This is a genomic window from Bradyrhizobium sp. HKCCYLS2038, from assembly GCF_051167655.1.
Lineage (GTDB): Bacteria > Pseudomonadota > Alphaproteobacteria > Rhizobiales > Xanthobacteraceae > Bradyrhizobium.
The window spans coordinates 593,623-619,298 of record NZ_JBNPTM010000004.1 but is presented as its reverse complement, the minus strand read 5'-3'; the positions used below and the strand labels follow the sequence as shown (position 1 = coordinate 619,298).

Genomic DNA, 25,676 nt, shown 5'->3' with positions numbered 1-25,676 from the left:
CTAAGCATCATTGGCAAAAGACATGATGACTCTTAGTTCTTCCGTCGCCGCAGACTTTCGCGCCAAAACGTGCGCCGCTTCCTTCGTGAGATCGGCAAGCGATCTATCGCCGGCCTTCTGGGCTTTGCGGTATTGCTCGGCAAGCTTCTTAACTTCGGCATCCACGCTCTGGCTCATATGAGGGCTCCTATAGCAGAAGTGTGGCAAAAGCACCTGATCGTACTCCCCAAGCTTCGTTTGTGCAAGCTTTAGGTTGCGCAAACATATGATGCGACTCTAGCGGCTTACACTGGCGAAGCACTCTGGAGATTGGAGTGAGGCATTACCGTCGTTGCGACAACACCAAGGACATCAGTGTCGAATCATCCAAGATCGAACCCCGAGTTTTATCCGGGCCTCGAGTCGGTGCGGCCGTTGAGGGCGCGCGGGGTCGGGAAAGGAGATTGCGCGAGGGCATTTGGTGCAGGATCGCGTTCTGCGAAAAGGCAGGGAGACTCACCATGCCACCGGCCGGCCGATGCAACATCTGCAACACGACGGCCCCAAGCTCTTGACGCTGTTCAAGCGGAAAAGACGACTTCCTCAACGCAGGTCACTCGCTTGAGCCAACGCACATCCGGATCATCTCGCGGCTTAAGGCAAAATGTCCGATGTTGCTGCCGATCCCTAGCGGCGATTTCTGGCCGAGAGATATCTGATCGCGGCAGGATGACCGCCATATGCTGAATAGCCAAGCCGAGTCGATGCTAGGTCAAGCTGGACTACGGTTGAACTGGAGACTGGTTGCGTGATCCAAACTATGCAAAAGCTTGCCCCCCCAAACGGGGTGAGAGCATCTTCCGTAAGTTATTGATATTGAACACAATTTATGGGCTGGAACGAGAATCCCTCCCTCTCCGCCACCCCAGCGCTTCCAATTCGATCGCTGCCGTCTGCGAGCCCGTAACGGGAGCCCGCTCCTGGTTTTCGATGCCCCCGTCGTCCGCGCGGGTGAGTCGCAGGCTGGTCGCGTGCATTCATGGCGCCGACTCAACCAGGGCGTGTCGCCGTCAAATGCTGGGCCGTGCGTCTTATGTTGGCAGAACGCGATTTCCGTCAGTCGCCCTCGACGGATCATCCCGCTTCGCGATCTGGTCCAATAGCGCGATATGCTCGTCGACCACATCGCGCCAGGATCGCTTCGATAGCGTCTCATAGAGAACGGATTGTCGTTTCAGGAGCTCATCTTTGTTGTTGAGCGCCCAATCGATCCGTTGAGCCATGTCCTTCCAATCGTACGGGTCGAACAACATCAGATCTTGAAGGTCTGGGTCGCTCACGACCTCTTCCGTGACGGCGATCCGCGCCATCACGACCGGTGTGCCGACCGAAAGCGCCTCCGTCAGTGTGAACGGGCAGCCGCCTTCGCTGAGGCTCGGATTGACGGCCAGGTCCGCAAGCCGGTAGCAGGCCGCCAGTTGCCGATCAGTCAAGCCGTGAAGGCATAGGACGTCATTCTGCAGGTCATGACGCCGGATGAATTCGGCGATCTCGGGCAGCTGGTGCGGGTTGCCAGTCAGAACGAGCTTGTGGCCGGTGAATCGTCGTCTCAACAGGTGATCATACGCCTTGAGGAGGCTGAGCACGTTCTTGTTCGGACGAAACTGGCTGGCATAGAACAGGAAGCGGACATCTCCCGTAGCGAAGCGCTTCGCGTTGGTGGTTCCGATCGCCTTGCCGAGAGCCTCGTCGAACAAGCTCTTGCAAAATGCGTCCGTTGCCTGGCCATCATCGCCAAATCCGGCGACGCTGATGGCCTCGTTCAAACTATGGGCGCCGTGGGGGATGACCGTGGTTGCTTCGGGCGATAGTCCGTAGCGAGCGACCAGCGTGCGCTGCTTAACATCGTGACTGTATGTAACGAAGCGGTCGCCATTCCTGATCGTCTTCTCGACCAGCCGAAATACGTCGAGAGTACGTTCTCGGCCCCCGGATGAAAACCCCACCGGAAACTGGTTGAGCACCACATCGGGAACACAGGTAAGCCGCGGAGCACTGATGTTGTTGAAGTGCGGCCAGAATGCCGTCGGCGCATACCAGGCTGCAATATCGTCCTGACGGTTGATCTCGCGGCACATCAGGTTTGCCTCGGACTCTTCCATGAAGTCGTACAGACGACGCGTGAGGATGTCATCCTGCGGCCGCAGCGTGGTCAAAGGAACGGCAAGCTGGAGGACTTTCGTTCGTACGCGACGAACGAGCGAGTGGGAGGCGCCGAGGGCGACCGTCTGCCAAAGTAGGCGAGCAAAGAGTCTTATCACGTATCCAAAGACCATCAGCGGCAGTGCTGGGATTGCCACGAACGCTACCAAGCCAAGGCTTCGTGTCGTAACGAGCTTGCGTGCGAACCATTCCGCGATCGATCGTGTAAAGCGGGAGAAAGACGCGAGGAGCTGCGCGAACCGCCGCTTTCGTGGTCCCCGCCTGTATGCCTCGTACCATCCATGGAGGCGCAAAAACACGGGAATGTTCTTCGGTCCGATGATCTCGAACGTGTCCGGAGCGATGTGAGCCGATTCGAGGACCTCGCGGAGGGAGTCTCTCATCCAGCTCGGACAGGCGATGACGAAGCGAACCTCCGTATGGTGCCGCGCTTCCCGCAGGAATTCGGCCAGATAACGCCCCAGTCCTTCGGCTCGCAGCTCGACCTTGGGCGGATAGCAGAGATAGATGCCAAACTTTCTCATAAATACTCTCTGATCGCCTTCCAATATGCGCCCGCGAACCGATCAGTGGACTGGTTCGCAAGGATTTCGCGTGCCGGCAGAGCACGGCGCGCTTCTTCATGAACGAGCTCCATGTCCTTCAGCTTCCGTCCGATGTCGCCGGGATCGTTCGGATCGAACCAGGCCAGGTTGAGGCGAAACTGCTTATCGATCTCGCGCATCGCGGGATAGTCGCTGGACAGCGAGGGAACGCCGAAACAAGCGGCTTCGACGACCGAGAACGTCCCATTGTCGATCGTGGCCGGATGCCAGAGGAATGCCGCCTCGCGCAGCGCGTGCCGATAGTTTTGGTCCGGGAGTTCGCCCCTGACGATCAGCCGCTTTCGGATTGCTTTGCTGTCATGCCGAATCTGCGACACCTGCTTGAGGTGAGGAGCGTCGCGTTTGAACATCTCCTTGGTGTCGACGCCGGTCACATGACAATCGAGCTTTCCGTCGTACTTCTCGTAGTACAGTCGAAGGCCCTTCAAGGCATTCTGATGATTCTTGTGAGGGGCGAGATTGGACGTCCAGATGAAATAATCGCCGGGCGACAGGTTGGCCTGCACGACGCTACGCTCAGAATTGAAATCGGGAGCGAGAAGCGGGACTTTCTTGACCCTGCTGGCCGGAACGCCGGCATACTGGCGTGCATCAGCGGCGGTGAATTCGGTGGTGACCAGGACCGCTTCGGCCGCAAGGGCGGCGCTGATGTATTGCTGATTATTCGCCTCGTCCAACATCGGCATGTAACGCTGCAGATAGTCATATACCATGAGGACGTAGGGGCGCACAGGGAGAAGGGGGGCGCTTAGCCGGTCGGGCACGATCAGCCAAAGATCGCAGTCAAGGAACTGATTGATGCCATCATCCGGCACGGAGTAGGCCGGGCAGTCGAGAGTCACCACCACGCCTGCGTAGGCGCAGGCGTGTGACGCCTCTTGCCGTGTCATGGTCCTCCAACGATAGGGACGCCGCTCGATCTGCTCGGGTAGGTCGGCAAACTCCTCGTCGGGATAACACGTGGGATCGTCAATATGGCCGAACACCACCCTGACCGGCTGGCCGTGCTGCTCGCTGCCGATTCGGATGGCCTGCGCCAGCAGCTTGGCTCCTCGCAACGAGCCACCGCGGTATCCGACGGGCAGGATGATCGCGATCCGCTTCTCGTTCGCGGCGCGAAGCGCCGGTCGCGCTTCCGCGTGCTTGCGTAGGACCTGGTCGAGCCCGGTCCGCCAGAACGGCTCGCAATATTGCGCCGTCATCGCATCGAGAAGGCGCGTCTGGCTCTGGCGGATGTCGCCGATGAGCCGCCGATCGCCGGCCAAGATGCGTTTGACCTTGTCGCGAGCTTCTGCCGGCGTCTCGCACCGGCCCGGCAGCTTTAAGCCGCCCATCCTGTCGAGGAGTCCTCCCGCCATGAAGACCAGCGGCATTCCGGTCCGCACCGCCTCGAAAGGGTGATAGTGAACGTGGTTCGGCTCGGTGCCATGATAGAACATCAGCGCCAATCGGCGCATGTTCTGCCGGTGCTGCTCGCTGGACACGAAGCCGAGGACGCGGTCGTCGTCAAGACGGATCGACTGCGCTCCACCGACCGCGTACGGGAAGCCGGCGAACGTCCTTTTGAACTCTTCATAGATGCGCTGGTAATATGGATTGAAACCAACGTCTGGGCAGACGAACAGAATGCGCTTGTCCTCGCCGGTCCATTGGTCATCGATGGCCGTCTCAGGCAGTCCCGCCGGCAGGAACACGGCGCGCTCCGCGATGTGTCGTGGCTCGTTTTTGGCCAAATGCTGGTAGGCTTGGCCAAACCACAGGTCTGACGTGGTCTGCGTCGTCCAAATCGGCCCGCCACGTCCGGCCGCCGCGGCGGCGACCACACCATCGTAGGTGTACGGACTTGGAAGGCCATATGCCCGCCAGATCTTGGCCCCGCCAAAATGACGCGTGATCGATTTGAGGAAGCTGCTCTTCCAGACGATGAAGAAGGCGACGTCGAAATGCCTGCTGGCGATTTCCCATGCCTCGAACCCGGGTTCTTCGTACCAATCGGTCGCGTTCAAGATCGCCAGGTCATCCTTGGGGATGGTGAGATCATCATCTTCCGTCCAATCCACGGAAGCAGATCGAAACGAGGGATCCGACGGATAGCTCTTGGGCAGAAAGATTTCCTTCACGCCCAGCCGCTTCAGCATCGGCACCTCGAATCGTCGCGCTGTCGTATGGTTGAGCAACCACATTGCGCGAAGAGGGCGTTTGTTCACTGGAGTGCTCCACCTTGTGTCACATCGAGCGGGTCCGCCGACCGGACGTCAGCTCAAGCCATTGAGCCGCTGGTATTCGGCAATTGCGTTGTCGATTGGCCCGTCAAAGGCGAGCTCGCCACGGTGAAAGACGAGGCCGCGCTCGCAGAGCGTCTTCAGTGCCCCCATGTCATGCGATGCGAGAACCAGGATCTCGGAGCGATCGATCAGCGAGGCGATCCGCTTCCTGGCCTTTGCCATGAACGCGGCGTCGCCGGCGCCGATGACCTCGTCGAGCAGAAGCAGGTCGCCGCTCACGGCGGTCGATATGGCGAAGGCCAGCCGCACCTGCATCCCGGCCGAATAGGTCTTGACCGGGTAGTCGATGAACTCGCCAAGACCTGCGAACTCGACGATCTCGCTCTCCATCTCGCGCATCGATCGCGGTGTCATGCCCAGCAGAAGTCCACGATAGAGGATGTTTTCCCTTCCCGAGGCATCCGGCTCGAAGCCGAGACTCAAATCGAAAAGAGCGCGGATTTTGCCTTCGATCGACCTCACGCCGCCGGAAATCGGATACAGGCCCGCAACCATCTTGAGGAATGTCGTCTTGCCGGCGCCGTTATGGCCGAGCAGACCGACCTTGTCACCCGCCCGGATCTCGACGGAGATCTTTTTCAAGGCGTAGATGTCATCGATGCCTGGTTTCGTCCCTGGACGCAGGACGCCGGTCAGGAGGCTCTTCAGCGAGCGCTCCTTGAAGGCGACCGACTGGTAGTGAAGGTCGACTTCTTTCAGGAAAATGGCGCTCATAGATAGTAAATCACTGTTTTCTCGGCGCGTCGGCCGGTCGCCACGGCGACGACGGTCAGGACGATGATGGATCCCAGGCAGAACGCGTAATTCTCGAGCGTCGGCCATTCGCCGTGCAGAAGCGGTGCACGAACGATCTGCAGAAGATGATAGATCGGATTCATGTCGACCAGGACTGAAAGGCCCCCGTTCCTGAAGACCTTGGATTCGAAGTAGATGGGCGAGACGAACCAGAAAGCCTGGAGTACAAGCCCGAGTGCATGGGGAAGATCACGAAAGCGCGCGCCGATGTAACCGAGGGTCGTCGCGAGCGGCCAGCCGATCAGCAGCAGGATCGGAAGCAGCGTGATCGCCGAAAGCCAGCACCATCCGAAGTTCGACGGCATAGAGATTCCGACCCACGCGATCAGAGCGATGCTGGCGACCGTGAGGCAGATCAGGTTGGTCAGCACGGTCCTCAGGCTGTAGATGGCGAGCGGGTGGGCGCATTGCTTGATGTAGGCGTCGGCCTGCACGAAGGTGAGAGATCCTCCGGTTGCCGAGGCGACGACGAATTCCCACACGATCAGGCCTGACAGGATGTAGGGAGCGTAGGCGCCGATATCCGTGTGGAAGATCTTTCCGAATACGATCGAGACGAGCAGCGTCAGGCCCAGCGGTTGGATGATCGTCCAGAGGATGCCCAAGTAGGATCTGCGCCAGCGGGAGCGCAGGTCGGAAAGTGCGAGGTGGATCCAGAAATAGCGAGCTCGCCATATGCCGAGGGCATATGCAGAGATGGCCCCTGGCGCGTCGGGTCCGCCCGTGGCGCCGGGCGACAGGCCGGCTGCGATCTGGCGGGTCGAGACAGAGTTCATCGCAACTGGTTCTCCAGGTCGGCTAGTCACGCGAGGCGCGCAGCTCGTTCGGTGCGAAGGTCGATGGCATCGCGTCGAAATAATCCGGGCGCCGCCCGCAACTGCCCAGGAATCTTCCGTTGTAGGCTGGTTCTCCATCTCTGCGCGCCCAGCTTACAACGCGCTGGGGACCGCAAGACGGTTGGGCGTTGGTGATATTGGCCAACGATGTCCAGAGTACGGACAGGTTGTCGCCGCTCACGTCGCAGATGCTGCCTTTGAAACGTATCGTGCTTCGTTGAGTGGCACAGACCTCCGGGCGTTGCTCGGCAGTCAGCTCGTAGAGGACATGGGTGCCAAGCAGCGGAGAATGTTGGTCGGCGTGCCGATCCATCAGCCAAAACGCCGCGAAGAACGAGGCGAGCAGCACGCCCACGTAGCCGACCAGTCTGAACATGACGCATCGCCTTCAAGCCATACCCGGCCGGTTTCGATGGTGCGGCCATGTGCTCCTCGGCTCAGCCGGCGTTGCTGCCGTTGGAAACCTCGCGCCGCGCGATCTCGAGATCGCCCGCGACCATTTCCTTGACGAGCTGTGAGAAGCTGGTCCTGGTTTTCCAGCCAAGCTTGGCCTGCACCTTGGTGGCATCCCCGATCAGCAGGTCGACTTCGGTGGGGCGGAAATAGGTCGGGTCGATCCGTATGATAGTCTTACCGCTGGTTCGGTCGATACCGGTTTCCTCGACACCCTCGCCGCGCCAAGCGATCGTGCGCCCGACCTCGGCGAAGGCCAATTCGACGAATTCGCGAACCGAGCGGGTTTCGCCCGTCGCTAGCACGAAGTCGTCCGGCTTGTCGGCCTGCAGGATCATGTGCATGCCTTCGACGTAGTCCCGGGCGTGGCCCCAGTCCCGCTTGGCGTCGAGATTGCCCAGATAAAGCACGTCGTCGAGACCGACTTCGATGCGAGCCACGCCGCGCGTGACCTTGCGCGTGACGAAGGTCTCGCCCCGGATCGGGCTCTCATGGTTGAACAGGATGCCGTTCGAAGCGAACATGCCATAGGCTTCGCGGTAGTTCACTGTGATCCAGTAGCCATAGAGCTTCGCGACGCCGTAAGGCGAACGTGGATAGAAAGGGGTCGTTTCCCGCTGCGGAACCTCCTGCACGAGCCCATAGAGCTCGGATGTGGAGGCCTGATAGAAACGCGCTTCCTTTTCCATGCCGAGGATGCGGATCGCTTCCAGCAGCCGCAGCACGCCCAGCGCGTCGGCATTTGCCGTGTATTCCGGACTTTCGAAACTGACCGCGACGTGACTCTGCGCGGCGAGATTGTAGATTTCCGTGGGCCTGATGTGCTGAATCAGCCGGATCAGGTTGGTTGAATCCGTCATGTCGCCGTAGTGCATCAGGAACGGCACGTTGCCAGTATGCGGATCGGCATAGAGATGATCGACCCGCGCGGTGTTGAAGGAGGACGAGCGCCGCTTGATGCCGTGCACCGTGTAGCCAAGGCCCAGGAGATACTCGGCAAGGTATGCTCCGTCCTGCCCGGTCACGCCTGTAATCAGCGCGACGCGCCGCTTCGGATTACCCAACTCCATGCCTCAAGATCCTCCTTTCGAGTCTGTTCATACGGCGCACGATCGTTCCGTCGCACAATCGTCCGCTACAACCATACCGAGCAATTACTGTTGCGCGTTTCCGACAGTGCTTAACGATGTCGTATTATTTCTATGGCGTCCATAGAAACGCTCTATACGCACGTTGAAATGGAAAGCAAAGTCTCATAATACCAGTCCCGAGCATTAAACTACCAAGTGAAGGGGGTAACGTGCAGAGGAGGGATGCTTCGACCGCGACGACGGCCTCCGCGAAGGAATTCATTCCTTTGTACCGTCCTTCGCTCAAGGGTAGAGAGAAGGATTATGTAAATCAGTGCATCGACTCGTCCTGGATCTCCTCCCGGGGCGTATTCGTCGAGCGCTTCGAGAGCGCCTTCGGCGAGTTCGTAGGATCTCGCCATGCAACGTCGGTCTGCAACGGAACCGTCGCGTTGCATTTGGCGATGGAGGCGTTGGGCCTTAGTGCCGGAGACGAGGTCATCGTCCCCGCCCTGACCTACATTGCATCCGTGAATACGATCCTGCAGACCGGGGCGGCCCCGGTTTTCGTAGATTCGCTCGAGCAGACGTGGCAACTCGATCCTGACGATGTGCGACGTCGAATTACGCCCCGCACCAAGGCCGTGATGGCCGTTCATCTCTATGGCTATCCCTGCGACATGGATGAGCTCGTTGCCGTCTGCGACGAACATGGCCTTTATTTGATCGAGGACTGTGCGGAGGCGTTCGGCACCTACTACAAGGGCCGGCACGCCGGGACGTTCGGTGATGTGGCGACCTTCAGCTTCTTCGGGAACAAGACGATCACCACCGGAGAGGGCGGAATGGTCGTCGCCAGAACGAAGGAGACGCTTGACCGCGCATTCCATCTCAAGACGCAGGCGGTTTCGCCGGATCGGGAATATTGGCACGATGCGGTCGGCTACAATTACCGCATGACCAACGTCTGCGCGGCGATCGGATTGGCTCAGCTGGAGAATCCGCACACGGTGATCGCAAGAAAGCGGCAAATTGCGGCCTGGTACAAGGAAGAACTCCATGGCCTGCCGTTGACCATGCTCGGTGAGCCGGTCGATGGACAGAGTTCGTTCTGGATGTGCTCGATCGTTCTCCACGATCCGGATGCCCGCCAGGATCTTCGCGGCTGGTTGAAGAATGACAATGTGGAGACGCGGCCGGTGTTCTATCCGGCCCACACCTTGCCCCACTGCAAGACCCATGACCGTTTTCCAGTCGCTGAAATGCTGAGTGCTAGCGGCATCAATCTGCCGAGCTTTCCAGACTTGTCGCACGAGAATGTTCGATCAATCTGCAGCTCCATCCGAGCCTTCTTCGCCAGGTAAACCGATCGATGCTGCCCGACGGGCTGATCATACTCGGGTTTGGCGGGCACGCCCGCAGCGTTGCTGAAGTCGCGCTCACGGGCGGCGTCAGGTCGCTTATGTTCGTGGACGACAATGCGAGGGAAGGCGAGAACTTCCTGGGGTTTCCAGCGGTGCGGGCACTGGAGCATGCAATGCCGATGGGCTGGTCGTGCATGCCTGCGATCGGGGATGGTACGCTGCGGACCGCGCAGTTCGAGTTCGCGCGGTCCATGGGCTGGCCTCTCGCCAAGGTCATTGCAACAGACGCGAGCATACATTCCTACGACAGCATTGGTCCCGGATGTTTCGTCGGCCACCATGCTCACGTCGGCCCGTCCGCGCGGGTCGGTGAAGGTTGCATCATCAACACCGGTGCGATCGTCGAACACGAGTCGACGGTGGGAAATTTTTCGCATGTATCGGTCAACGCGGTCGTGGCAGGGCGGTCGCGGCTGGGCAGCTTCGTATTCCTGGGCGCCGGTGCAGTCGTGATCGATGGCGTTTCGGTCGGCGACCGGATTACGATCGGGGCTGGCGCCACGGTGATCAAGTCCTTGGACGTGCCGGGTACCTACGTGGGCTCTCCCGCCAGACTCACAGCCGCTGCCGAGCCCGCAGCGCCCCGCTGACATGCGGAGCAATTCGTAACGTTGCGAACGTCGATGCGTCCTCCGAACACAGATTGAGTCAAGTCTTGCGCATTTTGCACTTCTACAAGACCTATTTTCCCGACACCGTCGGAGGGACTGAACAGTTCATTTTTCAGCTCGCACATGGCTGTGTAAACCGCGGAATCGACGTCGAGGTGCTCTCGCTGAGCAAGACCGTCCGTGACGACACCAGACAGGTTGACAATCACAGGGGCCACCGGATCAGGCGGGATGCCGAGATTGCATCGACCGGCATGTCGCTCGCTGCGTTTGGCAGGTTCAGGAGTCTCGCTGCAGACGCCGATGTCATTCATCTTCACTATCCCTGGCCATTCGGAGACCTGGTCCACCTCTTGGCTGCCGTGTCGAAGCCCACGGTTCTGACGTATCATTCGGACATCATTCGCCAGCGATGGCTCGCCAAGCTTTATGCGCCGTTACAGGAGCGCTTCCTCAGGAGCGTGGACAAGATCGTCGCGACATCGCCGAACTATCTCGAATCCAGCGACACGTTGAGGCGTCACAGGGACCGAACCACAGTCATCCCCATTGGTCTCGATCGCACGACCTATCCGAAACCCGACCGGGCGCGGCTCGCGAAATGGCGTGCCATGTTTCCCGGCAGGTTCTTTCTATTCGTGGGAGTTCTCCGCTATTACAAGGGACTCCATGTGCTGCTCGAAGCGCTGAGGGGAACCGACTACCTGACGGTCATCGTCGGTGCCGGACCCATCGAGCAGCCGCTGCAAAGTCATGCGAAGCGGCTGGGTCTCTCGAACGTCCGCTTTCTGGGGGCCGTGTCCGACGAGGACAAGGTGGCCCTTCTCGAACTCTCCCAATCGGTAGTGTTCCCCTCGCACTTGCGATCGGAAGCCTTCGGGATTTCGCTTCTTGAAGGCGCCATGTTCGGCAAGCCCATGATCTCCAGCGAGATCGGCACCGGCACCAGCTTTGTCAACATTCACAACGAAACCGGGCTGGTGGTTGCGCCGAACGATCCCGACGCCTTGCGTCAAGCGCTCGTCACCATGCAGGACAACCCCGGTCTCGCGGAGCAGATGGGCGCCAATGCGCGCCTTCGCTACGCGCGCTACTTCACGGCTGATCGGATGGTGGATAGCTACCTCGCGCTCTATCAAGAGCTTCTGTTCGCTCATTGCGGCGCCGGTCCGGGTGGCGGGACGCCAGTGAAGATCGCCCGAAGTCATCGAGCGGGACGCAGCGCCATCGGGGGCGGTGGTGGATAGAATGATCGAAGCACATCGACGTATGTCCGTCTCCGGCAGCGCACCGGTGTGGCCCCGTATTCCGGCACGCGCGGCCCGACTCCTGGCTTGGACTAGGCTGCTGTTGCTGGTCTGGAGCGGCCCCCACGAGCCGAGCGCGAGGCATGTCCGGAGTGGATTGATCGACTTCCTGATCGTGGTCCTGGCCGCGACATTTCCGTGGTCGACGGCAGTTGCGACCGGACTGCTGGTCGCCATTCTACCGATGCTGTGCGTCACGCACGGCTATCGGGAAATCATCGAACAACTCAGGCGTCCGGCCTGTGCTCTACCGCTGGCGCTCGTGGTCATCGCGATCGCCGGAGTGGCATGGGCCGAGGGTGTGCCCTGGTCGCAGCGGGTCCACGCCATCGAGAAGGTCGCGAAGCTGCTGTGGTTCGCCCCGCTCTTTCTCCATTTTCAGAAGACTCGTCGCGCGCGACTGATCTTTGCCACCTACGTCGGATCGAATCTTGTCCTGCTCGCCGTCTCTTTCGTGATGTTCGCCGATCCGAGCCTCTGGGGCGCCGTGACGGGGAAGGAGGTCGGCGTTCCCGTGAAGAACTACATCGACCAGAGCCAGGGCTTTTCGTTCATCGCCCTGGTGTGTGTCGCGTTCGCCGCCGAGTGCATCACAGGGGCGCGGATGCGGGAGGCGATTGCATGGGGCGCCACCTCCGCCGCCTTCATCGGGAATCTGGTTGTCGTGAATGTCGCGCGAACAGCATTCTTCTACGTCCCGGCGATGCTTCTGGTCATCGGAACGCGATATGCGCGCGGATGGCAGCTCGTACTCGCAGTGTCGGGATCTTGCATCCTGGCTGCCGGCCTTTGGGCGACGTCGCCCAATCTGCAAATGAAGATGTCACGGCTTCTGAGGGAGTTCGATGCCTTTCAGACGAACAATGTAATGGTCGGCGACTACACGGCCGGTGGCGCCGAGCGTCTGGAGATGTGGCGCAAATCGATCGGCTTCATGCGCTCGGCTCCGATCATCGGGCATGGGACCGGCTCGACAAGGACACTGTTCGCCGCCGCAGCCGAGGGTAAGACCGGTCTTAGGGGGGAGGTCGTCGAGAATCCTCACAATCAGACACTGGCCACAGGGGTTCAGTGGGGGGGCGTCGGATGTGTGTTGCTGTACGCCATGTGGTGCGCCCACTTTTACATGTTCCACAGGAGCGTGGGACCGCCCCGGTTCAGGCTTCTTGCGTTGATTGGTTGCCTTGCGGTTGTACAGAACGTCACAAGTTCCGTGTTCAACTCGCATCTGTTCGATTTCTACGAGGGCTGGCTGTATGTGCTCAGCGTCACGCTTGTCGGGGGACAGATGCGGCGCATGAGGAGTGAAGGATCAGACGACCGCTGACGACGGCGATTCGTCCCATGAATTTCCGAAAACCAGGGGCCTGACCGCGCCGGTCTTGATATTGCTGAGTTCAGGCTGATGGTCGGGCGCGAAATTGCGCTCAACGATGTCCAATCCGAATTCATGCAGCAGATCCCGAAGATATTTCAGCCGGTCGAAGGCTGTTGCTCCAGGTACGTCGGCCTTGAAGGCCATCTCCACCATTCGGGAATACACATCCTGGCGTCTCTCGTTTGTCACGGACGCGCTCCCTTTCCAGAATGTTGCTGAACTTGTCATCACAACCATACTTGGACGACGAAATCCGGACGAGTCCGTAATAATACTTGCAAGGTTCCGAGGGCTCGTCCGGTTCCGCAATCCATGGAGCCTGAAAGAACTTGAAGCTGGAGTGAGGCCGAGCGGCAAGCTCGGTTGGACGGGCGGGTATCGAGGCTTCGACGCCATCTGATCGGCGTCAGTGATCCCTGTGAGTTGCTGGGGCATCGCTCGCCTCGCTCCGCTACAGTCTGCCATTCCGATCGACGTGACCCCACGGGCAGCAGAGATGAAATTCCATCAACTTGGTTGAAATCAAAAGGCTCAATTAGTGGTCTTCCCGGATACCCTCTGCCACATGCCCCCGTCTGTGATGCGCCGGCCCGGACACCCATGAGCATTGACCCGTGAACCAGACGTTCGATTCTGCCGCCGCCGATCCGGCCGCGCTCGACAAGCTGAAGTCGCGCATCCAGGCGCTGCGGGCCAAGACCATTGCCAATGGCTGCACCGAGCACGAGGCGCTGTCGGCCGCCGCCAAGGTCGCCGAGCTGCTCGACCGCCACGATCTGTCGCTGTCGGACGTCGAGTTGCGGGCCTCGGCCTGCGAGCGCAAGGTCTACGAGACCTATCGCAAGAAGCGCATTCCGCTCGACGACTGCATCGGCGCCATCGCGCTGTTCTGCGACTGCCGGGTGTGGCGCGGGAAGAACGCCGCCGGCGACAATGTCTACGTGTTCTTCGGCCTCTCGGCCGATGTCGAGGTCGCGCACTACCTGGCCGAGCTGATCGACAACGCCGTGCGCGCCGAGCTCGGCCGCTTCAAGACCTCGGCCGACTATCGCCGTTTCCGCCACCAGGACCGGCATCTCGCCAACGCGTCGTTTGCGCTCGGCATGGTCGCCTCGATCGGGGAACGGCTGGTGGCGATGAAGGCCGATCGCGATCAGGTGAAAGCAACCACCAGCCGCGGCCTCGTCGTGCTCAAGACCTCGGTCGTCGATGCCGAGTTCGACAAGCTGGATCTGAACCTGCGGACGCAGCGCAGTGCGAGCCGCATGGTGTCGATGACAGCCTACGAAGCCGGCGGCGCCGCGGGCGCGACGGTGGCGATCAGTCCGGGTGTCGATCATGCGCAGCCGCGGGATCCTTCGAAACGCGGATGATGCGATCCGGAGGTGAGCGAGCTACGCCATCGTACGCATGAGTTGATGCGTCATGATGCATTCATCGTTCGCACTACTTCAAACAATGACCTGCGCATGACGTTGTCTCCGCTGTGCGTGGTATCTGCGCCACGCGAGTCGAATCGTGCCTCTGCCTGAGGGCGCTGTTACCTCGCGCCATTACGCGCTGCAGCAAAGATTTCTATTCCAAGTTGAGGGCGTATGCGCCATACTCTTGGTGTCCGGATGTACGGTGAGTTGCCGTTCGCGACGGACGGATTGCTGAAGCGACGGCGCCGGCAGCGCCGTCAATTTGATGTCTTGAATCTATTTCGATGCGAATGCGCGGCGATCGATCGTCATGGTCGCCGGCCCGACCACCCGGCCGGAATGATCCGATTGCGATGCTGATGCCTGTCTGACCGACGTCTGATCCAGATCACAAACGACCCGACGACATTACCCGACGACGTGGAGAGATCCAGATGTGCCGCCTGCCGCGCCGGTGCCGACTACTGCTTCCGCTGATCGCTTTCATTGCGCCCGTCGCGGCCGTGTGCGCCGAGGCACAGGGCGGGGACCGCACGGCCGAAGCACTCCTCGTCCGGCAGGACTTTTCCGACTGCGGCAATTCCGACGTGAAAGCGGATGATCCGGCGCGGATCGGCGGCACGATCCTGATTGCGCGGCAGGCCGACGGACGGCTGCACGCCAAGGTCGCGATAACAGCGGCGCCGAACACCGTCTATCATCTCTTTCTCAAATGCGTGCGGCCGCTCGGCGACCTCAAGACCGAGGATGAAGGCGAGGCGACGGCGGAGTTCGAGCTGCCGGCCGACGCGAAGCCGGTTCTGACCTTCGACATGTACCCGGAGGGTGCGCCGGCCGGCCAGAAATTCCAGAGCACGCCGGTCAAGCAGCCGTGACCTGTCCCGGTGTGACCTGTCCCATGTTTCACTTCGATCAAATGCGAGGATGCGCCGTGAAGACAATTCGTGTCGTGACGATGATGCTGTGTGCGATCTGGCTGCTGCTCGGGGCGAGCGGGGCACAGGCGCAGGCGACGCGCACCTGGGTGTCGGGCGTCGGTGACGACGCCAACCCGTGCAGCCGGACCGCGCCTTGCAAGACGTTTGCCGGCGCGATATCGAAAACCGCCGCGGGCGGCGAGATCAATACGATGGATCCCGGCGGGTTCGGCGCCGTCACGATCACCAAATCGATCCGCATCGTCGCCGAATCGGGCGTCGCCGGCGTACTCGTCTCCGGCACCAACGGCATCGTCGTCTCCGCTGCAGCCGCCGACACCGTCTATCTCGAGGGCCTGGTGATCGATGGCGTCGGCACCGGTCTCAACGGCGTCCTGTTCAACAGCGGCGGCTCGCTGGTGGTGCAGAACTGCAAGATATTCGGCTTCACGCAATGGGGCATCCTGTTCACGCCGACCACGCCCGGCAAGCTGTCGGTCACCGACACCGTGATCACCAACAACGGCAGCACGGCGAGCTTTGGCGGCGTCAAGGTGATCGGGCGCGCCGGGGCGACCTCGATTTCCGGCGTGGTCAACCGCACGCTGCTCGCCAACAATGCGACCGGGTTCGTGATCGACGGCACCGGCGGCGGCGGCATCTCGGAGATCACCGTGCGCGACAGCGTAGCGACCGGAAACACCGGCAACGGCATTACGGCGACATCGGCGGGCGCGGTCTCCTCGGTGGTCTTCGTGGACCGCACCAACTCCTCGCACAACGGCGGAGCCGGCATCGCTGCGACCGGCGTGGCGGCGGCGGCGGCGATCCTCAACAATTCCAACGTTCACAACAACACGACCGGCCTGCTCGCCAGCGGCGGCCAGATCGGCTCCTTCAAAACCAACGCCATCTCGTCGAACGGGACGGACGGCGCGCCAACGGTTATCCTGCCGCTGAACTAGCGGGTCGCGCAGGCGGCACGGACGAACATGGGCAGGACAGTGCGGCCGACATGAAGGCAGTCGAATTTCGCAAGCTCGCGCTGTCGTTGGCGGGAACGACGGCCGCGCCGCATTTCGATCGGACGGCGTTCAAGCTGCACCGGACGTTCGCGACGCTGGCCGGCGACGGCGCCTCCGCCAACATCCTGCTCACCCCGGACGAGCAGGAGCATTATGCCGGCCTGGCGCCGGGCGTATTTCGCCGCGTCCCGAACAAATGGGGCGACCAGGGCTGGACCACCGTGTCGCTGGCCGAGGCTGACGCCGGCCTGCTGCGCATGGCGCTGGAAAGCGCCTGGCGCGCCGCTCATCCGCCCGCAAAGCGGCGCTCGGGCAAGGCGCGCTCAAAGCCCGGCTGAATGAGTCCGTCGTCCCGCGAATCCCTCGCCGCCGGCGCGCAACTCACACCCGCCGGCCCACCATCAGCAGGATGCCGCCGATCTGCGGCAGCAGCGCCAGCAGGATCAGGCGGAGCATAACGAAATCGTCGGCGGAGGGTTTCACCACGCCGCGCGACACCCAGGCCACCAGCTTGATCGCGGCTTCGGTCTGCGGGTCGGCGGTCTGGCTAACGGTGGCCATCGCGGCGTCGAGGGCCTGGCGCCGCTCGGCGACCGCCGCTTCGCGCTCCCTGCAGAACTTGCCGACGCCGCCCTTGCACTCGCGGTCGCGCGCGCTCATCGCATCGGAGAGCGCGGTCTGCGCTGTCTGCACGGCCGGCGTGACCCGTGAGGCGCGCGCCAGCGTCACGTCGCTGATGTTGGTCGAGGCGAAGCCGATGCCGGCGGTGACCGCGAACACGAAGGTCATCACCCACACGCTCCAGCCGGCCAGTGCCGAGGCGCGGTGCCGCGCCTGCCACAGCCGTGCCGCGCAGGTCGGCATGACCAGTGCGACGAGGTCGGCGGTGACGCCGACCGCAAGAAACATCCAGCCGGCCGTGCTGTTCGCGCCGAGCGAATGCGCGAACCAGCCGTTCATGGCCATGCCGACGGCGGCGAGCGCCAGCGCCGCGAACTGCAGCATCACCGAGGACGCGGTGAGACGCGCGCGCTCCGTCTTGGCCGCGATGACCGGCGCAGCAGCCGGAACGATCTCGCCGTCGAGAGCCAGCGACGTTTCGCGCGGCGCCGCCATGGCGGGCGACACCTGCAGCGGCATCACCAAGTCGTCGTCCGCTTCCGTGCGCGGCAGCTCGGTCGCGGCGGGAGCTTTGCCCGGAGCCTTCGCCGAAGGCTTGCTCGCTATCCTGCCCGGAGCCTTGGCCGGCTCGTTCACGAGCTCCAGGAAGTCCGGCATGATCAGCGTCTCGGACGCCAGCATCTCGTCGTCGAGCGCGGCCGCCTTGGTCTTCTCTGCTCGCTCGGCCTTCGGCTTCGGCCGCGGCTTGACGACCTTGGCGCGCTTCGGACGCGGCTTGGCCGTCTTCGGCTCCCGCCAGGGAATGATCGATGCGACGACAGACTCCTCAGCCATCGGGGCTGCTCCAATCGATGGTGCTGGGCAAGCGACTGCGTTTGCACGCAACGCTGATTCGCGCCGGCACCGGGTTCACGTATGATCGGGAATCGAGCTGGCCCGCATCGAAGGCGGGCCTTAGTTTCTTGCGGCCTGGCTGGCGTCGCGCGAAGAAATCGTTGGTCTCTCACGCGCCCGTCCGCCGATGATGCGGAGGGCTGCGGTCACGAGCGCCACGTAATGAGGCAGCGCCGGGAAGGTTCTGGTCCGCGCGGGGCCGGGCCGGTCAGCAAAGTGCCCAACACCCTTGTTCTTAACCAATGGTTAACACGGATTCGCTGGATTCGAAACCGCATGGCGCGTGTGGTGGAGGCGGCAGCGGTGAAGAGTGGTGCGCTGCGGCTTTGGAGTCACAACCGGCAGGTGAGAGGCGTTGCCGGACTCCAGTCGGCGCGCAATGGGCGCGCTGAGCGTGCGATAGTTGAACGTCCCGGTCTGCGAGGCCGCCCGCGTCTTCGCCGCGCCTAGCGCGGGACGAGCATCAGTGCGCCGTTGTTCACGAACGGCGGGGGTTGAGGGCCCATGAGCCCCACCAGCACGACGTCTGACAGGTCGAAGCTGACGCCGAGCCTGTCGTCCAGCTTGAATGTGGGAAACGGGATCTGCTGCGCGCGGTCGCCTTCACCGATCTGGTACAGCCAGTCATGTCGAAGCGCGAGCAGGTCGCCGTCGCGGCGCTGCAGTCCAAGGAACGCGGAAGCGATGAGCCGGTGCGCGGGGTCCGGCGGCCCGCCGTCGATTTTCACCACGGCGCATCGATGCTAGAGGTCACCGCATGCCATGCCCGTGCGGATCACCGCTGCCCTTCGACCGCTGCTGCGGTCCCTATCTGCTCGGCGATGCCTTGCCGCCGACTGCCGAGGCGCTGATGCGCTCGCGCTACACGGCGTATACGCGCGGCGACATCGGCTACATCGCAGCGACGCTCGCGGCCGACCGGCGTGGCGCCTTCGATGCCGCCGTTGCGAAGACCTGGGCCACGCGGGCGACCTGGCTCGGCCTGCGCATCGTCTCGACGACGCGTGGACAGGAGAGCGATGCCGACGGTGTCGTCAGCTTCGTCGCGACCTATCGCGAGGGTGGCCAGACCATCGAGCATCATGAAGTCTCGCAATTCCGCCGCGACGACGACGGCGCCTGGCGCTTCGTCGCGGGTGACACGCGCGCCGTGATCACGGAGCCGAAGCGCGCCGCCGGTGCGGCGAAGGTCGGCCGCAACGATCCGTGCCCGTGCGGCAGCGGCAAGAAATACAAGTTCTGCTGCGGGCGGTGAGCGCGGGACGGCACGCGCAGGAGATCACGGCGCCTGCTCATCCCACGGGTTGAACAGTGGCGTTCCGGTCGCAGCGAAGTCTTTCACGTTCCGCGTGACGAGCGTGAGTCCGTGCACCGAGGCGGTGGCCGCGAAGAACCCGTCCATCACCGACAGCGCGATGCCTCGCCGGTGGCCCGCGGCCATCAAGTCGCCCCAGCGCATCGCGACCGCCTGATCAATTGCAAGAATGCGGCCTGCGAAGCGCTGCGGCAGGTCATGACTCAGCCAGGCCCCGAGAGCCGTCCGGCGCCGGCCGGCCTCCATGATTTCGACGCCTCGCCGCAGCTCAGCCAGTGAAGCCGTGCTGATGAACACCCGATCCTCGTCGACGGCATCGAGCCAGCCGATCACGCGCCGTTCGGGGGCGGGGCGTCGAACCTCCGAGAGCACATTCGTGTCCAGCAGAAAATTCACAGCTCGATATCACGCGGCTTGTCAGTCGCGCGTGGCAGGTCGAGGTCCGCCCCGCGGAGCGGCGAGGCCAGCAGGAACTCCGCGAGCGTGCCCTTGCGCTCGGTCTTGCGCGACCATTCCTCGACTGAGACGACCACGGCCGTCGGCTTGCCGTTTCGGGTGATGACCTGCGGACCAGCCTGGGCGCGCTCGACAACCTCGGACAGCCGCGCCTTGGCGCCGGCAAGTGTCCAGGCGCCGTCCTGTTGAGGGGCCTTGCTTGATTTCGGTGTCTTCATGAGAGAATAAATCTGACTATAGTGACTATCTTGACTATACTCGAGCAGTAGCCGGATGCCAAGCTTGACCGCGCGCAGCCTTCCCAGGACGGCCACGGTGCGTCTGCCGGCGAGGCCGCTAATGAATTGAACAAACGCGTGCCGCGTGAACGATGGCGGTGGCCTCGTTGCCATCCGCCACTGGGAATACGGATCGCGCCGCAGGGGCCGCCCAACCTCCCCGGGTGGCCTTGACTCTGCCCAACCCGGCTGGCCTTAGAGGGCGGGGTTTTCAACCAGGACGGTATCAGGTGGCGGAATTGGACAGTCAGGTCCGGCAGGACGAGCACGCGCGGCCGCAGGTCGCGGCAACCGGGGCGCCGGCGCCAACACCCCTGCCGCCAAGGCCCCTGTCGCCGCGCAAGGCGGCGATCCTCGACCATGCCAACCGTTTTGCCGCCGAGCGCGCCGGCTGGCGCGACAAGGCCGCGTTCTTCCACGGCGAGGACGAGTGCTATCTGCGCTTCCTGATCCCGCCGGGTAGCCGCGTGCTGGAGATCGGCTGCGGCCTCGGCGATACGCTGGCGGCGCTGCAGCCGTCCTACGGCGTCGGCATCGATTTCAGCGAAGCGCAGATCGCGATCGCCCGCACCCGACATCCGAACCTTAACTTTGTCGCCGGCGACGCCGAGGATGCCGCGACGCTTTCCGCCGTGACCGGCCCGTTCGACGTCATCCTGGTGCTGGACACGATCGGCTCGCTCGACGACTGCCAGCAGTTCATCGAACAGCTGCATCCGCTGTGCACGCGCGAGACCCGGCTGGTCATCGGCTACTTCTCGCACCTGTGGTATCCGCTGCTGAAGGCGGCGGAGGCGATGGGCCTGCGCATGCCGCAGCCGGAGCAGAACGTGCTGTCGCCGGCCGACCTGCGCAACCTCGCGGTGCTCGCCGATTTCGATCCGGTGAAATCCGAGCAGCGCGTGCTGTCGCCGCTGCGGCTCGCGGGCCTCGGCCGTTTTGCCAACCGCTTCCTCAGCGTGCTGCCGGGGCTGCGCGCGCTGTCGCTGCGGCACTATCTGGTTTCGCGCTCGATGCGCTGCGTCAGCGACGACGTCCGCTCGGCGACGGTCGTGGTGCCCGCGCGCAACGAGCGCGGCAACATCGAGCCGGCGGTGCAGCGCATCGCCGCGTTCTGTTCCGATATCGAGATCATCTTCATCGAGGGCCACAGCAAGGACGGCACCTATGAGGAGATGGAGCGGGTGCGCACGGCGTTCCCCGGCCACGACATCAAGCTGATGCGCCAGCCCGGCAAGGGCAAGGCCGACGCCGTCTTCACTGCGTTCGATGCGGCGCGCGGCGACGCGCTGATGATCCTCGATGCCGACCTCACCATGCCGCCGGAGCAGCTGCCTAAGTTCTTCGAGGCGCTGCGCTCGGGCAAGGGCGAGTTCATCAACGGCTCCCGGCTTGTCTATCCGATGGACGAGGGCGCGATGCGCTTCCTCAACCTCATCGCCAACAAGACCTTCTCCTACCTGTTCTCCTGGCTGCTCAACCAGCGCTACACGGACACCTTGTGCGGCACCAAGGTACTTCGCCGCAGCGACTATCTCAGGCTCAAGGCGGGCAAGGCCTATTTCGGCGATTTCGATCCGTTCGGCGATTTCGACCTGATCTTCGGCGCGTCGAAACTGAACCTGAAGTCGATCGACCTGCCGATCCGCTACGCCGCGCGCAGCTACGGCGAAACCCAGATCTCCCGCTTCCGCCACGGCTGGATGCTGCTGAAGATGGTCGTCTTCGCGTTCTTCAAGATCAAGGCGATCTGAGGATGGCAAGGGCGGAGCTGTCGCGACGCACGATCCTGCCGGTTAGCTCCGTCATGCCCGGGCTTGACCCGCCTGCGCGGCCGAAGCCGCTTCGGCGCGGCGAAGGCCCGGGCATCCACGTCCTTCCCGGGATGCCGAACGACGTGGATGGCCGGGACAAGCCCGGCCATGACGGCGTGGAGAGAGCTGAAAACAAAACGGGGTTCGCTTGTCCGATTGGCGTCCCGCGAGCGGAGCGTGACGTTTGCGCTTCTCCCGCATGACCAAGAAGGGCGACCCGCTCGACCGCCTCACCCCGTTCGGCTGGCGCGGTGGCATCCTGGTCGCGCTGCTGCTGTCGCTCGTCTCGTTCGTCGCGGTCGGCTATTTCACCGTCTATTGGCGCAATGCCGACATGGACTTCATGGTGATCTACAACGCGCTCGCCATGAACGACGGCGGCGCGCAGGCGTTCTTCGATCACCCGGCCTATCTCACGATTCTTTTCGTCAAGGTCTGGTTCGCGCTGCTGCACCGGCTCGGCCTGCTCGACGCCTGGACGTTGTCGGGGATCCCACCGGCCTCCGACCGCGCGGCGTTTGATGCGGCCATGGTCAGTGCGGTTCACGCCGGACGCGTCGCTGCGCTGCTCACGGCGTCCGGCATCATCCTGGCCTTCGCCTGGGCGGCGCGACGGCTGGTGTCGGACTGGCGCGTGGCGATGCTCGCGGTCGCGGCCTTCGCGTTCTCCGGCGGCGTCCAGATGCATCTGCGCATCCTGCGCAGCGAGATGATCGCCGCCTCGTTCTGCATCCTCGCCTTGATGCTGCTTATCGTGGCCGCGCGCCGTGCCAGCCTCGGCCGGCCGCTGATCGTCGGGCTCGCCGCGCTGCTCTGCATGCTCGGGCTCGAGAACAAGGTGCATGCGATCCTGCTGATCGCCGCCCTTCCCGTGCTGGTGCTGCCGTTCGGAACGGCGACGAGCGCAAGCGTGTCGTTCTGGCGGACACCGCGGGCCTGGGCGGCCTTGCTGGCCGCAGCCGTCGCAGCTATCGCCGCGGCCATCACCGCCTGGCCGCTCGTCGTCGCAGGCCTTGATGCCACGAACACGGCGGCCGCGGGACTGAAGCCGCTGCTGCTCGGACGCTTCGGCGTCTACCAGCTCGCGCTGCTCGGCGGCATCGCAGCCTGCATGCTCGGCTTCGCGCGGCTGTGGCGGGTCAGCGCGGCTGAAACAATCGCTGCGATACTGACAGCGATGGCCGGCGCCGCTCTGGGCCTGCTCGCCCTCGATGTCAGCTACGACATCAACGACGTCGTGGTCGTGCTCAATCCGCTGGAGAAGATGATCAGCTATGTCGACGCGCCCGACGCCGCCGGCAGCCTGAGTGGCGCGATCGGTCTGCTGCTGTCCGGTGTCCTCGGCGTGTTCAGGCGCTACACCTTCGTGCTGCAGCCGTCGGCGCGGCCGACCGTGTTCCTGACCTGGCTGATCATCCCCGGCATCGTCATCGCGCTCCGGCGCGGCGAGCGCCAGGTGGCGCTGCAGGCCGCGCTGCTGATGCTCGCTGCGATCGGCATCGACACGCTCGGCGTGCGCCGCGGGCTGAAGGTCGAGTACTTCGTCTTCACCGATCCCCTGATCATCATCGCCGGCATGGTGCTGCTGGAGCGCCTGATCGACCTGCGCCTGTCCCGCTTCGCCTATGCGATCGGCGCCACGCTGCTCGTGCTCCACGTCGGCATCGGCCAGGCCGAGCCGGTGAAGATGGCGCTGAAGCGCCAGGGGCCCGAGAACGTCTGCGAGTGGAATGGCTACTACATGCCGCGGCTGGCTTTGCCCTGGTGCGCGCCGCCAAACAATCCACCGAGGACGTGATCGAGCGAGAGTTTCCCCCCACCATGCGCGATCAGCGTGAGCGCCATCGCCGCCCAGGTCAGATGAATCGGCCAGCCATCGGGCACCGTGAGCTCGACGATGCAGGTCATGAACAAGAGGCCGAGCGCCGCAAAGCGCGTGCCGAGGCCGAGAATGAGCAGCACCGGAAAGCCCACCTCGCCGCAGCCCGACAGGAAGGCCATCAACGTCGGCACCGGGAAGTGATACGGCCCGCCCGGCAGGTGCAGCATGAACTCGTCGCTGAACAGCGTGACCGCAGTGTCGCTCAATCTCAGAAACCCGTCCCATTTGAGAATACCCGAGCGCCAGAACGGCACCGCCAGCGCCACGCGTGTGACGAGCTGGACGAAGCTGAGCGGCGTCGCAGCCTGCAGCAGCCGCACGGCTCTCTCGGCCAGAGCGGGCAGCGACAGCGCCGGGCCCGGCGCCATGGATTGATCGGTCATCGTCATGCGTCCTCGAGCTGGATCTCGGTGAAGGCGCCGGCCTCGATCAGGCCGGCAAGATTGGCGGAGAGATCGAACTCGGGCGCGGCATCTAATGCCGTTTCCGCCGCGGCGCCGAGCGGCTGCCGCGCGATCAACAGCTTCGCGAAAACAGCGCCGCCCGGTGGCAGACCGCGCACGGCGACGTCGAGCGTAGGCCGCGTGATCAGCGCGTCCTCCGGGACGGAGCCGTCGATGCGCGGCACCGGGTCGTCGCTGCGGTTGGCGGCGAAGATCGTCACCGCCGCGAAATCGGACCGGATGATGCGGGTGGCGGGATGAGCCGTGAAGCGCAGCCCGGGCAGTTGGTCCGGCGCGACGCGCGCGAGCGCCTGACCGTCGAGCGGCGCGGCATCCGCCGCATGATAGGCGTCGAGCCAGGCCCGCTCGAGCCGCGCCACGTCGGCGAGAAACGGCATCGCCGCGGAATGCGCGTAGCTCGCAATGAAGGCGGGGAAGTCGCGGCCATAGTCGAACAGCAGCGGCGAAGTCGGCGGCGTCTCGCGCACATGCGCCCGCGCCATGGCGCGGAAGAAGTCGGACCCGGTGATGCGCTGCACGGCCGGATAGATCGCGATCAGCGACTCGATCAGGCTCACCGTGACGTTGTTGCGGTAAACGTTGAAGCGGCGCCCGGCCGCCCTGGCCCGTGGCCCCGTGACGGCAGCAGGGGTCTCGCAGTCCGGCGTCAGCAGCGCTCCAGCGAACTGGGCGGCGTAGTCGGACGTCTGGTCAGGCTGCAACATCGCGCAACTCCCGTGAACTACCCGCCGTGGATCGATCGAGGATGGCCTGCGCCGCCGCCGCTTCCGCCTTCAGCACCGGCCATTCCGGAATGTTGCTGTCCCATTCGATCAATGTCGGCACGGCGCCAGTCAACCCGATCACGTCGCCAAACAGCGACCACACGTCATCGGCGACCGGACGATCATGGCTGTCGATCAGCAGCGGTGCGCCTTCGTCATCGGCCTGCACCGCGTGACCGGCGAGATGGATCTCGCCGACCGCGGCGAGCGGGACGTCGGCCAGATAGTGCTGCGGCGAGAAGCCATGATTGACCGCGGACACGAATACGTTGTTGACGTCGAGCAGCAGGCCACAGCCGGTGCGGCGGACGATGGCGCGGAGGAAGTCCGTCTCGCTCATCGTGGAGTCGCGGAAGGCCACGTAGGTCGATGGATTTTCCAGCAGGATCGGCCGCCGGATCGCGCTCTGCACCTCGTCGATGTGGTCGCAGACGCGCGTCAAGGTAGCGGCGGTGTAGGGCAGCGGCAGCAGGTCGTTGAAATAGGTCGTCTCGTGGGTCGACCACGCCAGATGCTCGGAGACGAGGCTCGGCTGATAGCGGGCGACGAGGTTGCGGAAGTGCGCGAGGTGGCCGCGATCGAGCGGCTGCGGGCCGCCTATCGACATGCAGACGCCGTGGATCGACAGCGGATGATCCCGGCGGATCGCCTCCAGCTGACGATGCGGCGGGCCGCCGGCGCCCATGTAGTTCTCGGCATGCACCTCGAAGAAGCCGCGCTGCGGCGCCTCTGCGAGGATCCCCTGGAGATGCGACGGCTTGAAGCTGGTCCCGGCGACGCCGCCGAGAGGGGGCGGAAAGCGAAGCGGCATGGTGGGGCACGGTGCAGGGGGGGCATCGATGCGCATGCGGTGTCT

General features: G+C 63.3%; 26 protein-coding genes. 11 read left to right on the top strand and 15 right to left on the bottom strand.

Translation table 11 applies throughout. The features are described from left to right. The 7 genes from ACQR1I_RS20760 to gmd all read right to left on the bottom strand — a co-directional run bounded on the left by ACQR1I_RS20760 (position 1) and on the right by gmd (position 8,246). A complete protein-coding gene (locus ACQR1I_RS20760; protein ID WP_434866407.1) occupies positions 1 to 177 on the bottom strand; it encodes a hypothetical protein in 177 nt (58 codons plus the stop codon). 893 nt (positions 178 to 1,070) lie between these two features. Further along, positions 1,071 to 2,726: a glycosyltransferase gene (locus tag ACQR1I_RS20755; RefSeq protein WP_434866406.1), complete on the bottom strand. Its 1,656-nt coding sequence runs from the start codon at positions 2,724 to 2,726 to the stop codon at positions 1,071 to 1,073. After that, positions 2,723 to 4,945 carry a glycosyltransferase gene (locus ACQR1I_RS20750; protein WP_434866405.1) on the bottom strand — a complete coding sequence of 741 codons (2,223 nt, stop codon included), beginning with the start codon at positions 4,943 to 4,945 and terminating at the stop codon, positions 2,723 to 2,725. Before ACQR1I_RS20750 ends, ACQR1I_RS20755 begins: the two co-directional genes overlap by 4 nt. A 117-nt stretch (positions 4,946 to 5,062) precedes the next feature. Continuing rightward, positions 5,063 to 5,806 carry an ABC transporter ATP-binding protein gene (locus ACQR1I_RS20745; RefSeq protein WP_434866646.1) on the bottom strand — a complete coding sequence of 248 codons (744 nt, stop codon included), beginning with the start codon at positions 5,804 to 5,806 and terminating at the stop codon, positions 5,063 to 5,065. After that, positions 5,803 to 6,585, bottom strand: a complete 783-nt coding sequence (locus ACQR1I_RS20740; protein ID WP_434866645.1) for an ABC transporter permease — start codon at positions 6,583 to 6,585, stop codon at positions 5,803 to 5,805. The genes ACQR1I_RS20745 and ACQR1I_RS20740 overlap by 4 nt, the downstream gene beginning before the upstream one ends. Positions 6,586 to 6,685: 100 nt before the next feature. After that, the gene (locus ACQR1I_RS20735) at positions 6,686 to 7,099 is read right to left on the bottom strand and encodes a hypothetical protein (RefSeq protein ID WP_434866404.1); all 414 of its coding nucleotides are present in this window, start codon (positions 7,097 to 7,099) and stop codon (positions 6,686 to 6,688) included. 61 nt (positions 7,100 to 7,160) lie between these two features. Further along, the gene (gene gmd / locus ACQR1I_RS20730) at positions 7,161 to 8,246 is read right to left on the bottom strand and encodes a GDP-mannose 4,6-dehydratase (protein WP_434866403.1); all 1,086 of its coding nucleotides are present in this window, start codon (positions 8,244 to 8,246) and stop codon (positions 7,161 to 7,163) included. Between the two features lie 281 nt (positions 8,247 to 8,527). Between gmd and ACQR1I_RS20725 the strand changes: the two genes are divergently transcribed. From ACQR1I_RS20725 to ACQR1I_RS20710, 4 genes are all read left to right on the top strand, one after another. Beyond that, positions 8,528 to 9,610 carry a DegT/DnrJ/EryC1/StrS family aminotransferase gene (locus tag ACQR1I_RS20725; protein WP_434888838.1) on the top strand — a complete coding sequence of 361 codons (1,083 nt, stop codon included), beginning with the start codon at positions 8,528 to 8,530 and terminating at the stop codon, positions 9,608 to 9,610. An 8-nt stretch (positions 9,611 to 9,618) separates the two neighbouring features. Further along, a complete protein-coding gene (locus ACQR1I_RS20720) occupies positions 9,619 to 10,260 on the top strand; it encodes a NeuD/PglB/VioB family sugar acetyltransferase (protein ID WP_434866401.1) in 642 nt (213 codons plus the stop codon). A gap of 65 nt (positions 10,261 to 10,325) precedes the next feature. Beyond that, the gene (locus ACQR1I_RS20715) at positions 10,326 to 11,528 is read left to right on the top strand and encodes a glycosyltransferase family 4 protein (RefSeq protein WP_434866400.1); all 1,203 of its coding nucleotides are present in this window, start codon (positions 10,326 to 10,328) and stop codon (positions 11,526 to 11,528) included. Positions 11,529 to 11,685: 157 nt separating this feature from the next. Further along, complete coding sequence (locus tag ACQR1I_RS20710; protein WP_434866399.1) at positions 11,686 to 12,915, top strand: O-antigen ligase family protein; 1,230 nt, start codon at positions 11,686 to 11,688, stop codon at positions 12,913 to 12,915. Here the strand turns inward: ACQR1I_RS20710 and ACQR1I_RS20705 are convergent. Then, positions 12,901 to 13,119 (bottom strand): hypothetical protein, encoded by a 219-nt coding sequence (locus tag ACQR1I_RS20705; protein ID WP_434866398.1) that lies wholly within the window; start codon positions 13,117 to 13,119, stop codon positions 12,901 to 12,903. The two genes, ACQR1I_RS20710 and ACQR1I_RS20705, sit on opposite strands and share 15 nt — an antisense overlap. A 461-nt stretch (positions 13,120 to 13,580) precedes the next feature. Here ACQR1I_RS20705 and ACQR1I_RS20700 point away from each other — a divergent pair, with 461 nt between their 5' ends. The 4 genes from ACQR1I_RS20700 (at position 13,581) to ACQR1I_RS20685 (ending at position 16,670) form a co-directional block, all read left to right on the top strand. Continuing rightward, positions 13,581 to 14,339, top strand: a complete 759-nt coding sequence (locus ACQR1I_RS20700; RefSeq protein ID WP_434866397.1) for a DUF7168 domain-containing protein — start codon at positions 13,581 to 13,583, stop codon at positions 14,337 to 14,339. Positions 14,340 to 14,824: 485 nt separating this feature from the next. Beyond that, the gene (locus tag ACQR1I_RS20695; RefSeq protein ID WP_434866396.1) at positions 14,825 to 15,265 is read left to right on the top strand and encodes a hypothetical protein; all 441 of its coding nucleotides are present in this window, start codon (positions 14,825 to 14,827) and stop codon (positions 15,263 to 15,265) included. A 56-nt stretch (positions 15,266 to 15,321) separates the two neighbouring features. Beyond that, positions 15,322 to 16,272, top strand: coding sequence for a hypothetical protein (locus ACQR1I_RS20690; protein ID WP_434866395.1), 951 nt, complete (start codon positions 15,322 to 15,324; stop codon positions 16,270 to 16,272). A gap of 50 nt (positions 16,273 to 16,322) precedes the next feature. Continuing rightward, positions 16,323 to 16,670, top strand: coding sequence for an MmcQ/YjbR family DNA-binding protein (locus tag ACQR1I_RS20685; protein ID WP_434866394.1), 348 nt, complete (start codon positions 16,323 to 16,325; stop codon positions 16,668 to 16,670). A 43-nt stretch (positions 16,671 to 16,713) separates the two neighbouring features. Here the strand turns inward: ACQR1I_RS20685 and ACQR1I_RS20680 are convergent, their stop codons facing one another. Together ACQR1I_RS20680 and ACQR1I_RS20675 are read right to left on the bottom strand one after the other, a co-directional pair. Continuing rightward, a complete protein-coding gene (locus ACQR1I_RS20680) occupies positions 16,714 to 17,787 on the bottom strand; it encodes a hypothetical protein (protein ID WP_434866393.1) in 1,074 nt (357 codons plus the stop codon). A gap of 506 nt (positions 17,788 to 18,293) precedes the next feature. Next, positions 18,294 to 18,578, bottom strand: coding sequence for a hypothetical protein (locus ACQR1I_RS20675; protein WP_434866392.1), 285 nt, complete (start codon positions 18,576 to 18,578; stop codon positions 18,294 to 18,296). Between the two features lie 26 nt (positions 18,579 to 18,604). On the opposite strand from ACQR1I_RS20675, the gene ACQR1I_RS20670 reads away from it, so the two are divergent. Further along, positions 18,605 to 19,102: a YchJ family protein gene (locus tag ACQR1I_RS20670; protein ID WP_434866391.1), complete on the top strand. Its 498-nt coding sequence runs from the start codon at positions 18,605 to 18,607 to the stop codon at positions 19,100 to 19,102. Positions 19,103 to 19,126: 24 nt separating this feature from the next. On the opposite strand, the gene ACQR1I_RS20665 is transcribed toward ACQR1I_RS20670, so the two are convergent. Further along, positions 19,127 to 19,558 (bottom strand): type II toxin-antitoxin system VapC family toxin, encoded by a 432-nt coding sequence (locus tag ACQR1I_RS20665; RefSeq protein ID WP_434866390.1) that lies wholly within the window; start codon positions 19,556 to 19,558, stop codon positions 19,127 to 19,129. Beyond that, positions 19,555 to 19,836, bottom strand: coding sequence for a type II toxin-antitoxin system Phd/YefM family antitoxin (locus ACQR1I_RS20660; RefSeq protein WP_434866389.1), 282 nt, complete (start codon positions 19,834 to 19,836; stop codon positions 19,555 to 19,557). The genes ACQR1I_RS20665 and ACQR1I_RS20660 overlap by 4 nt, the downstream gene beginning before the upstream one ends. A gap of 290 nt (positions 19,837 to 20,126) precedes the next feature. Here ACQR1I_RS20660 and ACQR1I_RS20655 point away from each other — a divergent pair, with 290 nt between their 5' ends. Both ACQR1I_RS20655 and ACQR1I_RS20650 read left to right on the top strand, forming a co-directional pair. Beyond that, positions 20,127 to 21,650, top strand: a complete 1,524-nt coding sequence (locus ACQR1I_RS20655) for a glycosyltransferase (RefSeq protein WP_434866388.1) — start codon at positions 20,127 to 20,129, stop codon at positions 21,648 to 21,650. Between the two features lie 259 nt (positions 21,651 to 21,909). Continuing rightward, entirely contained in the window at positions 21,910 to 23,508 is a 1,599-nt protein-coding gene (locus ACQR1I_RS20650; RefSeq protein WP_434866387.1) for a hypothetical protein, read from the top strand. On the opposite strand, the gene ACQR1I_RS20645 is transcribed toward ACQR1I_RS20650, so the two are convergent. The 3 genes from ACQR1I_RS20645 to bufB are packed head-to-tail and all read right to left on the bottom strand — an operon-like array spanning position 23,448 to position 25,667. Beyond that, positions 23,448 to 23,981, bottom strand: a complete 534-nt coding sequence (locus tag ACQR1I_RS20645) for a DoxX family protein (protein ID WP_434866386.1) — start codon at positions 23,979 to 23,981, stop codon at positions 23,448 to 23,450. The two genes, ACQR1I_RS20650 and ACQR1I_RS20645, sit on opposite strands and share 61 nt — an antisense overlap. Next, positions 23,978 to 24,760, bottom strand: coding sequence for an HvfC/BufC family peptide modification chaperone (locus ACQR1I_RS20640; protein ID WP_434866385.1), 783 nt, complete (start codon positions 24,758 to 24,760; stop codon positions 23,978 to 23,980). Before ACQR1I_RS20640 ends, ACQR1I_RS20645 begins: the two co-directional genes overlap by 4 nt. Then, positions 24,747 to 25,667, bottom strand: coding sequence for an MNIO family bufferin maturase (gene bufB, locus ACQR1I_RS20635; RefSeq protein WP_434866384.1), 921 nt, complete (start codon positions 25,665 to 25,667; stop codon positions 24,747 to 24,749). Before bufB ends, ACQR1I_RS20640 begins: the two co-directional genes overlap by 14 nt. Between the last annotated feature and the right edge of the window lie 9 nt (positions 25,668 to 25,676).

Excerpts from the sequence above, each read along its gene's own strand:
- ACQR1I_RS20760 (WP_434866407.1), bottom strand. The coding sequence starts at position 177 with ATGAGCCAGAGCGTGGATGCCGAAGTTAAGAAGCTTGCCGAGCAATAC.
- ACQR1I_RS20755 (WP_434866406.1), bottom strand. The coding sequence starts at position 2,726 with ATGAGAAAGTTTGGCATCTATCTCTGCTATCCGCCCAAGGTCGAGCTG.
- ACQR1I_RS20750 (WP_434866405.1), bottom strand. The coding sequence starts at position 4,945 with ATGCTGAAGCGGCTGGGCGTGAAGGAAATCTTTCTGCCCAAGAGCTAT.
- ACQR1I_RS20745 (WP_434866646.1), bottom strand. The coding sequence starts at position 5,806 with ATGAGCGCCATTTTCCTGAAAGAAGTCGACCTTCACTACCAGTCGGTC.
- ACQR1I_RS20735 (WP_434866404.1), bottom strand. The coding sequence starts at position 7,099 with ATGTTCAGACTGGTCGGCTACGTGGGCGTGCTGCTCGCCTCGTTCTTC.
- gmd (WP_434866403.1), bottom strand. The coding sequence starts at position 8,246 with ATGGAGTTGGGTAATCCGAAGCGGCGCGTCGCGCTGATTACAGGCGTG.
- ACQR1I_RS20720 (WP_434866401.1), top strand. The coding sequence starts at position 9,619 with ATGCTGCCCGACGGGCTGATCATACTCGGGTTTGGCGGGCACGCCCGC.
- ACQR1I_RS20705 (WP_434866398.1), bottom strand. The coding sequence starts at position 13,119 with ATGGTGGAGATGGCCTTCAAGGCCGACGTACCTGGAGCAACAGCCTTC.
- ACQR1I_RS20695 (WP_434866396.1), top strand. The coding sequence starts at position 14,825 with ATGTGCCGCCTGCCGCGCCGGTGCCGACTACTGCTTCCGCTGATCGCT.
- ACQR1I_RS20685 (WP_434866394.1), top strand. The coding sequence starts at position 16,323 with ATGAAGGCAGTCGAATTTCGCAAGCTCGCGCTGTCGTTGGCGGGAACG.
- ACQR1I_RS20680 (WP_434866393.1), bottom strand. The coding sequence starts at position 17,787 with ATGGCTGAGGAGTCTGTCGTCGCATCGATCATTCCCTGGCGGGAGCCG.
- ACQR1I_RS20670 (WP_434866391.1), top strand. The coding sequence starts at position 18,605 with ATGCCATGCCCGTGCGGATCACCGCTGCCCTTCGACCGCTGCTGCGGT.
- ACQR1I_RS20660 (WP_434866389.1), bottom strand. The coding sequence starts at position 19,836 with ATGAAGACACCGAAATCAAGCAAGGCCCCTCAACAGGACGGCGCCTGG.
- ACQR1I_RS20650 (WP_434866387.1), top strand. The coding sequence starts at position 21,910 with ATGACCAAGAAGGGCGACCCGCTCGACCGCCTCACCCCGTTCGGCTGG.
- ACQR1I_RS20645 (WP_434866386.1), bottom strand. The coding sequence starts at position 23,981 with ATGACGATGACCGATCAATCCATGGCGCCGGGCCCGGCGCTGTCGCTG.
- ACQR1I_RS20640 (WP_434866385.1), bottom strand. The coding sequence starts at position 24,760 with ATGTTGCAGCCTGACCAGACGTCCGACTACGCCGCCCAGTTCGCTGGA.
- bufB (WP_434866384.1), bottom strand. The coding sequence starts at position 25,667 with ATGCGCATCGATGCCCCCCCTGCACCGTGCCCCACCATGCCGCTTCGC.